Here is a 9,675-nt window from a genome sequence, read left to right as displayed (position 1 = left end):
GACGTGCGCGGCGAGATCCTGGAGCTCAAGAACACCATCAACACCATGGTGGACCAGCTGAACTCCTTCTCCTCCGAAGTGACCCGCGTGGCCCGCGAGGTGGGGACCGAAGGCAAGCTCGGCGGCCAGGCCCAGGTGCGGGGCGTGGCCGGGACCTGGAAGGAGATGGCCGACAACTTGAAACTGATGGACTCCAACCTCACCGGCCAGGTGCGCAACATCGCTGACGTGACCACCGCGGTGGCCAAGGGCGACCTTTCCAAGAAGATCACCGTGGACGTGCGCGGAGAAATTCTCGAGCTGAAGTCCACCATCAACACCATGGTGGACCAACTGAACGGCTTCGCCTCCGAAGTGACCCGGGTGGCGCGCGAAGTGGGCACCGAGGGCAAGCTGGGCGGCCAGGCCCAGGTGCCGGGCGTCGCCGGGACCTGGAAGGACCTCACCGACAACGTGAACATGATGGCCGCCAACCTCACCGGCCAGGTGCGGAACATCGCCGACGTCGTGACCGCGGTGGCCGAGGGTGACCTGAAGCGCAAGCTGACCCTGGACGCCAAGGGCGAGATCGCCAGCCTCGCCGACACCATCAACGGCATGATCGAAACCCTGGCGACCTTCGCCGACCAGGTGACCAACGTCGCCCGCGAGGTGGGGATCGAGGGCAAGCTGGGGGGCCAGGCGCGGGTGCCTGGCGCCGCCGGTCTCTGGCGCGACCTGACCGATAACGTGAACGAACTGGCCGCCAACCTGACCACCCAGGTCCGCGCCATCGCCGAGGTGTCCACCGCCGTGACCAAGGGCGACCTGACGCGGTCCATCACCGTGGAAGCCTCGGGCGAGGTGGAGGAGCTGAAGAACAACATCAACGAGATGATCCGCAATCTGAAGGATCAAACGCTGAAGAACACCGAGCAGGACTGGCTGAAGACCAACCTCGCGCGGTTCACCCGGATGCTGCAGGGCGAGCGCGACCTGTCCACCGTTTCGAACCTCGTGCTCTCGGAACTCGCCCCGCTGATCAACGCCCAGCACGCCGTCTTCTACGTTTCGGAAATGGATGAAGAGGGCCAGGAGGTGCTGAACCTCGCCTCGGCCTACGCCTTCAACAACCGCAAGCACCTGGGCGCGTCCTTCAAGCTGCGGGAGGGCCTGATCGGCCAGTGCGCCTATGAGAAGTCGCGCATCCTGCTGACCAACGTCCCCGCCGACTACGTGCAGATCTCCTCAGGTCTGGGCGAGTCCGCGCCGCAGAACATCATCGTCCTGCCCGCCCTGTTCGAAGGCGATGTGAAGGCGGTGATCGAGCTGGCCACCTTCGGGGAGTTCAACGAGACCCAGCAGGCCTTCCTCGACCAGCTGATGGAATCCATCGGCATCGTGCTGTCGACCATCGCCGCCAACATGCGCACCGAGGGTCTGCTGAAACAGTCCCAGCTGCTGACCTCCGAACTGCAGGCGCAGCAGGAGGAACTGACCAAGACCAACGACCGGCTGGAACAACAGGCCGCCTCGCTCCGGCAATCGGAGGAACTGCTGCGGACCAAGCAGGATGAACTGCAGCAGACCAACGCCGAGCTGGAGGAAAAGGCTCAGCTGCTGTCGGACCAGAACACCCAGGTCGAAGCCAAGAACCGCGAGGTGGAACAGGCCAAATTCGCCCTGGAGGACAAGGCCGAACAGCTGGCCCTGACCTCGAAGTACAAGTCGGAGTTCCTGGCCAATATGAGCCACGAACTTCGCACGCCGCTGAATTCCCTGCTCATCCTGTCCAAGCTGCTCAGCGACAACGGCCAGGGCAACCTGTCGGAAAAGCAGGTCCAGTTCGCGCGCAACATCCACGACGCCGGCGCCGACCTGCTGGTGTTGATCAACGACATTCTCGACCTGTCGAAGATCGAGAGCGGCACCGTCACCCTGGATATCGGCCAGATGTCCTTCGCCAGCCTGCGCGACCAGGTCGACCGGACCTTCAGCCAGATCGCCCAGGACAAGAAGCTCGACTTCCAGGTGGAGATCGATCCCGGCCTGCCGCAGTCGATGTACACCGACGACAAGCGCCTGCAGCAGATCATCAAGAACCTGCTCTCTAACGCCTTCAAGTTCACCGAGACCGGGTTCGTGAAGCTCGGCGTGCGCCGGGTCGAGAGCGGCTGGAGCATGGCCAACGACCACATGAACACCGCCGGCCAGGTGCTCGCCTTCACCGTGGAGGACTCCGGCATCGGGATCCCCGAAGAGAAGCAGCGGATCATCTTCGAGGCCTTCCAGCAGGCCGATGGCACCACCAGCCGCAAATACGGCGGCACGGGCCTTGGCCTCTCCATCAGCCGCGAAATCACCCGGGTGCTTGGCGGTGAACTCAAGGTGGAGAGCCGGCCCGGCAAGGGCTCGACCTTCACCCTCTTCGTGCCGCTGAACTTCAGCCCGCAGGTCCAGGCCCCCTCCAGCGGCCGCGCCATCGCGCCTCCGCCCCGGATGTTGATGCCGTCCAGCCTCTCGGACGAGACGCCGGAACCGGTCGCCGACGACCGCGACGACGTCAAGCCAGGCGACTCCGTGGTGCTTATCGTCGAGGACGACCCTCGTTTCGCCTCGATTCTGCTCTCCCTGGTGCGGGACAGCGGTTTCCTCGGAGTCGTCACCGGTGAAGGGGCGGCCGCGCCGTCCCTCGCGCGCCGGTTCTCGCCCGACGCCATCATGCTGGATATCGGCCTGCCCGACATGGACGGCCTGGCCCTGCTCGACCTCCTGAAGCGCTTGCCGGAGACTCGCCATATTCCGGTCCACGTCATCTCCGCTGACGACCAGCGCGGCCTGGGCCTCTCGATGGGCGCCTTCGGCTTTACCCGTAAGCCGGTGGAGCGCGAGGTGGTGGTCTCCACCCTGCAGGAGGTGAAGACCTTCGTGGACAAGGCTGATCGCTCCGTCGTCATGGTCGGCGGCGAGGGCGAGGCCAGCCAGGCGCTGCGACAGTGTTTCCCGGATGTGGAGCTCACCGACGATCTGGCCGCGGTCCTCGCCAGACCCCAGGCGAGCCGTCCGGACGCGCTGGTGGTGGAGTCTTCGGCGGCTCCGGTAGGCGAGATGATCGACCGGCTCAAGCAGGCCGAGTCCTCCGCCGTGGTCGTCTATGCGCCCGATGAGATGCCCGCCGAGGACGAGCGTCGCTTGCGGCTGGGGGTGTTCGGCGGCCTTGTGCGCCTGGCCCGCACGTCCGAGCAGCTGATCGAGCAGACCAGTCTGCTGCTGCACCAGCCGGTTCAGAGCCTCTCGGAACCGACCAAGGCCAAGCTCAGCCAGAGCCGCCATGACGACACCGTACTGGCGGGCCGCAAGATCGTGGTGATCGACGACGACATCCGTAACATCTTCTCGCTCGCCAGCGCGCTGGAGGAATATGGCGTGCAGCTCTCGTACGCCGAGAGCGGTCGCGCCGGACTTGACCTGCTGGACGCCAATCCGGAGGTCGACGTGGTCTTGGTGGACATCATGATGCCGGATATGGACGGCTACGAGACCATCCGCGAAATTCGCTCACGCAGCGCCTTCGTCGACCTTCCGGTCGTCGCGGTCACAGCCAAGGCGATGAAGGGCGACCGGCAGAAGTGCATCCAGGCCGGCGCCTCTGACTATGTCTCCAAGCCGGTCGACATCGATCACCTGATCTCGGTGCTGCGGGTCTCGGTGCAACGTTCGGACGCCCTGCGGGTCGCCGGCGACATCGTCGGCACCCTGCTCCCGCAGGCCGGCTAGCATGCCGGGAACGGCGACCCAGCCTGTGAGGCGGTCAAGGCCGGATGGTCTTGCGCCGCCCGACCTCGACGCCGTGCTGCGCGCCAAGGTGCTCATCGTCGATGACGACGAGCGCAACGCCTTTGCAGCGGCGGAGGCCCTCGAGGACCTGGGTCACGAACTGATCATCGCCAGGTCGGGGGCCGAGGCGCTGCGCTGCGTGCTGGACCACGACTTCGCGGTCATCCTGCTGGACCTGCACATGCCCGGCATGGACGGCTACGAGACGGCCGCCATGATCCGCAGCCGCAAGAAGACCGGCCGGACACCGATCGTCTTCGTGACGGCCATCTTCCGCGATGAGGCCCATGTCTTCCAGGCCTATTCGGCCGGCGCGGTGGACGTGGTCTTCAAGCCGGTCGACCCCTTCATCCTGCGCTCCAAGGTCTCGGTCCTGGCCGACATCTATCTGAAGACCGAGGAGGCCAAGCGGCTCGCCGAGCACCGTCAGTGGCTGCTGGAGGAGAATGCCCGCATCCAGGCGGCCAAGGCTCGGGCCGAGCGCGCCCTGCGCCGTTCCGAGGCCCAGCAGGACGCGATCCTGAAGTCCCTGCCCATTGTCTTCCACGCCCGCGGGGCGGCCCCGCCCTTCGCCCCGATCTTCGTCGGCGCCGCCGTGGAGGCGATCACCGGTTTCCCCTCCGAGCGCTTCGTTTCCGAGCCCGGCTTTGGCGTGTCTCGCATCCATCCCGACGACCTCAAGCGGGTCATCGACACCGTCTCGGCCACCACTCGCACCGGCGCCTACGCCTGCGAATTCCGCTGGCGGTGTGCGGACGGCGAGTATCGCTGGCTCTCGGATCAGGGGGTCCTGGCGCCCGGAGAAGAAGACGGCGAGAGCCAGATTTTCGGCGTCATCCTGGACACCACCGACCGACACTCCATCGAGGAACAGCTGGCCCAGGCGCGAAAGATGGAGGCGGTAGGCCAGATCACCGGCGGGGTGGCCCACGATTTCAACAACCTGCTGACCGTGGTCCTGGGCAATGTCGACATCATGGCGCGGCGGCCGGAGGACACTCTCAAGCGCGCCCTGCGGATCGACGCCATTCGCCAGGCGGCCGAGCGAGGCCGCGACCTGACCCGCCAGCTGCTGGCGTTCTCGCGCCGCCAGAACCTGACCCCCGTCACCGTCGACATCGGCGACTTGATCCGTAACTTCGCCCCTCTGCTGCGGCAGGCGGTGGGCGAGGCGGTCAGCGTCGAGCTCGACCTCGCCAGCGGCCCCCAGCCTGCCCACATCGACGTCACCCAGATGGAAAACGCCCTGCTCAACCTGGCGGTCAACGCCCGGGACGCGATGGCTGGCGTGGGCGCCCTCACCATCCGCACCGAGACAAGCGCCGACGCCATCTGCATCAGCCTGCAGGACACCGGCGCGGGCATGACGGCAGATGTGCGCGAACGGATCTTCGAACCCTTCTTCACCACCAAGGAGGTCGGCCGCGGCTCGGGACTGGGCCTGTCCCAGGTCTATGGCTTTGTGCGGCAATCCGACGGGGAGGTCCGAATCGTCAGCGAACCGGGCGCAGGCGCGAGGTTCGACATCACCCTCCCCCGCTCCCAGGCTCCCGTGCAGAAGCCCGCGCCCCAGGCCGATGTCGGCGAGATGGTCGGCGGTGCGGAGCGGATGCTGGTGGTCGAGGATGACCCCGCGGTCCTGACCCTCACGGTCGATCTGCTCCGGGGCCTTGGCTACGACGTCGTCACCGCCACCCAGGCCGATCAGGCGCTGGAGAGGCTGGCCGAGGACCCCGATATCCGGCTGCTGTTCTCGGACGTCGTGATGCCAGGGGGCATGAGCGGCGTCGCTCTGGCCAACCAGGCGCGACGTGACCATCCGGAGCTAAAGGTCCTACTGGCCTCAGGCTTCGTCGTGGACTCCGATCTGCTGCTCAGCACGGAGTTCCCGATCCTCGACAAACCTTACCAGGCCCCGGTCCTGGCCGCGAAGTTGCGGGAGTTGCTGGAAGAGCCCTCCAGTGCGCCGGAGCCGGCGCGGCGCCCGGGCAAGGGCGGTCGCCGCATCCGGACCTAGCAGAGTGACCTGCCCGGAGATCGCGCACGCTTGGGCTGATGACCCGCACAATCCTCCCTTCGGCTCTGCTTCTGGCCGCCAGCGCCTTCGCTCTGCAGTGGCTGGAGCCGACGAGGTTCCGGTGCGTCCCGGGCCGCACCCAGGCGCGCCTGAGACTTGCCGCTCTCGCCGATCCCCCTCCGAGTCTCGTCTTCAAGTACGCGGTATGGCAGAAATCCAGCATGTCAGGTCCCTCGACAGCCCCGCAAGCGCCGACCCCGGTCGTGGTGGTGATGGGCGTGTCCGGCGCGGGCAAGTCGACCCTCACCGCCGCCCTGGCCGCGCGCCTTGGCTGGGCCCGCCAGGATGGCGACGACCTGCACCCGCCAGCGAACGTGGAGAAGATGCGCCGGGGCGTGCCGCTGACCGACGCCGATCGCGCGCCCTGGCTAGCCGCCGTTCGGCGGTGGATCGACGACCGTCGCGCCGAAAACGCCCCCTGTCTGCTGGCCTGCTCGGCGCTGAAGCAAAGCTATCGGGAAGGGCTGCGCGCAGGTCGGCCCGGCCTGCGGTTCGTCTGGCTGACCGGTGACCGCGACATCCTGCACCGGCGGCTAACCGAACGCACAGGCCACTTCGCAGGCCCGCAGGGGCTGGCTGGGCAGCTTACCACCCTGGAGGCCCCAGCTCCGAAGGAGGGAGCGATCGTCATCGACATCGCCCTGCCCACGGAACGCCAGGTCGAACGGGTGCTCGAGGCGCTCGGCCACGGTGGCCGGCCCGGGCCGGCCTGACCTCCCGCTGCGACGGGCTCTGCGGGGCCGCGCTGAAGCGCACTGGCACGGCTCCCAGGCTCCTGAATCTGTTGGTCAGCCTTGGTGGAGGGTCGATCCTGGAACTGCTCCCTGCGGGTCACCAGCCTCGATCTTCACTTGGGCGACGGAGAGCCGGCGGTAGAGCCGGCGCCGTCGCTCGATAGGCCACCAGGCGTAGAGAAAGATTTCCACCGGGCGCCAGTTTGCGACCCATCCCAGGATGATCAGCCCCTCGTCAAAAAACCGTCCGACGTAGCCCGCTCCCAACAAGCCGCTGGCGCCCTTGCCCAGGACGATGCAGGCCGCCAGGACGGTAAGGCCGATCGCCAGCGAGGCCCGGCCGGTGCGGAACAGATCGCGGAGGTCCCATCCCAGGACTCTCGAGCGGTACGCAAAGTAGTTGCGCATCGCCTCTCCGATGTGCCGCGCCTCCTCCCGCTCCGCTTCCGTCGGCGGCAGGTGGACGATGATCGTGATCGCTCGCTCCCCGGCGATCTCGCCCGCCCAACCGACGATGTATTCCTCAACACCAGAGTCGAGGTCACGCTCGCGAAACGGAAGGGGGTCGAGGGTGTGAAAGATCTGCCCGATGTCGTTGACGCGCAGCTGGATGGGACCATCCAGATGGCCGCTGGTTCGCGGACGCAACCACCGTGGGCCAGCGGCTGGCGAGCGCGACCGATTCATGCCGCTTGCGCCCGGCATGGACGCGTGGCCGCAGACTTCCGGCTTGATGGCTGAGTCACGATCGCCTCCCCACTGAGAGCCATCCTCCACCGGCAAGGACGTCGACAACGCCACCGATCCATAGCCCCGCCAGCAGTAGCAGGACACCGATGGCGACCTGGCGCCCATAGACTCGACCTCCGGTCACGAAGGCTGTCGGAACCTTGATCGCCATGTTGGTGGTCAGCGCCAGGACGACGCCGATCGCGGCGGTCGACTCGGGCATCCGCCCGCCGGCCAGAAGGGTGGCCATGGATACCGAGGCCGCTTGCGCATCGGCGACGCCCATCGCCGCTGCGCCGATCAGGGCGCCGGCCGCGCCGAGCCAGCGAATGAGCAGTTCCGCAACCAGGCTGAAGACGCCGACCAGCGCTACGAACAGCAAAACAGCCCCGCCACTGAACGCCCGGCCGACGGTCTCGTGGTTTGCGGACTTCGGCGTGTGGCGCACGAGCCAGACGGCGTAGGCAAGCGTCAGGAGGGACGCCAGGCCCAGAGGGATGGCCAGGGCGATGATCAGCGGCGGACTTGCGGCGCCTATGATCGCCAGCAGGTAGGCGAGGCTGCCGATCATGGAGGCGATCGCGCCCGCCGCGCTGGCGGCGGTCAGGTCCGGCTGCGCCTTGGCGCGCGCGCCCATGGCGGCGACCGCGGCCGTACTTGAGACAAATCCGGCGGCAAGTCCCGCGATCAGCAGCCCGAACCGCCCACCCAACAGGCGCTGCGCGACATATCCCAGGAAGCTGAGCGCCATCGCCACCACGGCGAGGCGCCAGAGCATGAAAGGATTTAGCGACCCGAACGGATCGACTGTCCGATTGGGCAGGAGGGGAAGAATGACGGCGGCGGCGATCGCAAACGTCAGGGCGTCCAGAAGTTCCTGATCGGTGATCCGGTCGCGCACAAATCGGTGCAGCTGAACCCGAAAGGCCAGCAGAGCGGCCACGACCACGCCGACCCCAAGCGCGAGGGCGGGACGGGTCTGCGCCAGCACGCCAAGGGCGTAGGTCAGAACAAGCGCCACCTCGCCCGTCAATCCGGGGTCCTTACGATCCCCCAGCCAATACGCCACCATGGCTCCGAGGGCGACGAAGCCTCCAGCCAGCAGGATAAGACCCGTACCGCCCGCCAGCGCCGCAACGCCACCCAGCAGGCCAACCAGACCAAAGGTGCGCAAGCCGGCGGCCGAACGGGTGCTCCCTTCACCCTTCCGACGCTCGCGCTCCAGCCCGATCAGCAGGCCAATCGCCAGGGCGACCGCCAGCCGCCACTCGGCGCCGCTCAACCAGGTCGTTGGGTCATCAGGAGGCATGGGGCGACGCTCGGGGCGCTCTGACGGCCACCCCCAACACGGCGTCGGGCCGCCGACCTCGAGGGCCGCCGAGCGCCTCCTCAGTCGGCGGGTTTTTCATGGGTTCCCCGAGGACCTGTCGCCTTGGCCGGGGCGAGCCCTTCCGTGGTCTTTCCGTCGAATTCCGCCTTGGTGGCCGCGGCGTCCGCCTTCGTCGCGCGCACCAGGCCGTCAAGGTGCTGGGGCGGCGCGTAGAGCGTATAGAGCTTCAGCGACTTTGAGCCGGTGTTGACGATGTTGTGGGTCGCACCGGCCGGCACGACGATGGCGTCGTCGCGCTTGATCTTGGTGCGCTCGCCGTCGATCCATACCTCGCCCTTGCCCTTCTCGACGCGAAAGAACTGGTCATGGCCGACGTGGGTTTCGGAACCGATCTCTTCTCCGGCCTTCAACGCCATCAGCACCAGCTGCAAGTGCTTGCCCGTATAGAGCACGCGGCGGAACGCGGCGTTCTCAACAGTCAGGTCCTCGATGTCCTCGACAAAGCCCTTCACAGCGCATCTCCTCGTTTGATCCTGCGAGCTGCGTCGCGTCGCATGGCGTCTTCAGGTCGACACCGCATCGTGAACTCGCCCAGGCCTCGTGCCCGCGCGCACGCTCATGCAGGGTCCGCCAGCCCTGACCTTCGCGCACTGCCAGCTTTTGTCTTTGACCAAGATCATGCGGGCGACAGGCCGGGCGCTCCGCAACGAGCTCGCTCGGCAGGAACATGACCGCGGCGGCGGCCCCATTCGCGTCCGCATGCGCGTGCCGGTTCGAAGCCCAGCCACCTTGGTGGAACCTGGCCTTAACCTCGAAAGCTAGGCCGCCGCAGGGCCAAGTGCGGCGGTCGCCACCCCGAAACGCTGCCTGTAGGCCGCGGGGCTCAAGCCCAGGCGATTGCGGAAGTGGTGCCGCAGGGTGGTGGCCGCTCCGAAGCCAGTCTCGGCCGCCACCTGTTCGACGCTCAGGTCTGTTGTCTCCAGGAGATC

The 9,675-nt window shown here is 67.0% G+C and carries 7 protein-coding genes; 3 read left to right on the top strand and 4 right to left on the bottom strand.

Going from position 1 to position 9,675, the window contains the following annotated elements; all coding sequences use genetic code 11:
* The 3 genes from RMO97_RS15900 to RMO97_RS15890 form a co-directional block, all read left to right on the top strand.
* On the top strand, positions 1-3,756 hold a 3,756-nt coding region (locus RMO97_RS15900; RefSeq protein ID WP_310542010.1), incomplete at its 5' end, for a response regulator.
* Position 3,757: 1 nt separating this feature from the next.
* Positions 3,758-5,833: a response regulator gene (locus RMO97_RS15895; protein ID WP_310542009.1), complete on the top strand. Its 2,076-nt coding sequence runs from the start codon at positions 3,758-3,760 to the stop codon at positions 5,831-5,833.
* Positions 5,834-5,871: 38 nt separating this feature from the next.
* Positions 5,872-6,606 carry a gluconokinase, GntK/IdnK-type gene (locus RMO97_RS15890; RefSeq protein WP_310542008.1) on the top strand — a complete coding sequence of 245 codons (735 nt, stop codon included), beginning with the start codon at positions 5,872-5,874 and terminating at the stop codon, positions 6,604-6,606.
* Between the two features lie 75 nt (positions 6,607-6,681).
* Here the strand turns inward: RMO97_RS15890 and RMO97_RS15885 are convergent, their stop codons facing one another.
* The 4 genes from RMO97_RS15885 to RMO97_RS21590 form a co-directional block, all read right to left on the bottom strand.
* Entirely contained in the window at positions 6,682-7,275 is a 594-nt protein-coding gene (locus RMO97_RS15885; protein ID WP_310542007.1) for a hypothetical protein, read from the bottom strand.
* Positions 7,276-7,369: 94 nt separating this feature from the next.
* Positions 7,370-8,638 carry a DUF4010 domain-containing protein gene (locus RMO97_RS15880; RefSeq protein WP_310542006.1) on the bottom strand — a complete coding sequence of 423 codons (1,269 nt, stop codon included), beginning with the start codon at positions 8,636-8,638 and terminating at the stop codon, positions 7,370-7,372.
* A 107-nt stretch (positions 8,639-8,745) separates the two neighbouring features.
* The gene (locus RMO97_RS15875) at positions 8,746-9,198 is read right to left on the bottom strand and encodes a cupin domain-containing protein (protein WP_310542005.1); all 453 of its coding nucleotides are present in this window, start codon (positions 9,196-9,198) and stop codon (positions 8,746-8,748) included.
* 306 nt (positions 9,199-9,504) lie between these two features.
* Complete coding sequence (locus RMO97_RS21590; protein WP_409035325.1) at positions 9,505-9,669, bottom strand: helix-turn-helix domain-containing protein; 165 nt, start codon at positions 9,667-9,669, stop codon at positions 9,505-9,507.
* Between the last annotated feature and the right edge of the window lie 6 nt (positions 9,670-9,675).

It is taken from the genome of Phenylobacterium sp. (genome assembly GCF_031425575.1).
Classification (GTDB): Bacteria; Pseudomonadota; Alphaproteobacteria; order Caulobacterales; family Caulobacteraceae; genus Phenylobacterium.
The sequence above is the reverse complement of the archived record's forward strand: the minus strand, read 5'-3'. Positions and strand labels throughout refer to the sequence as shown.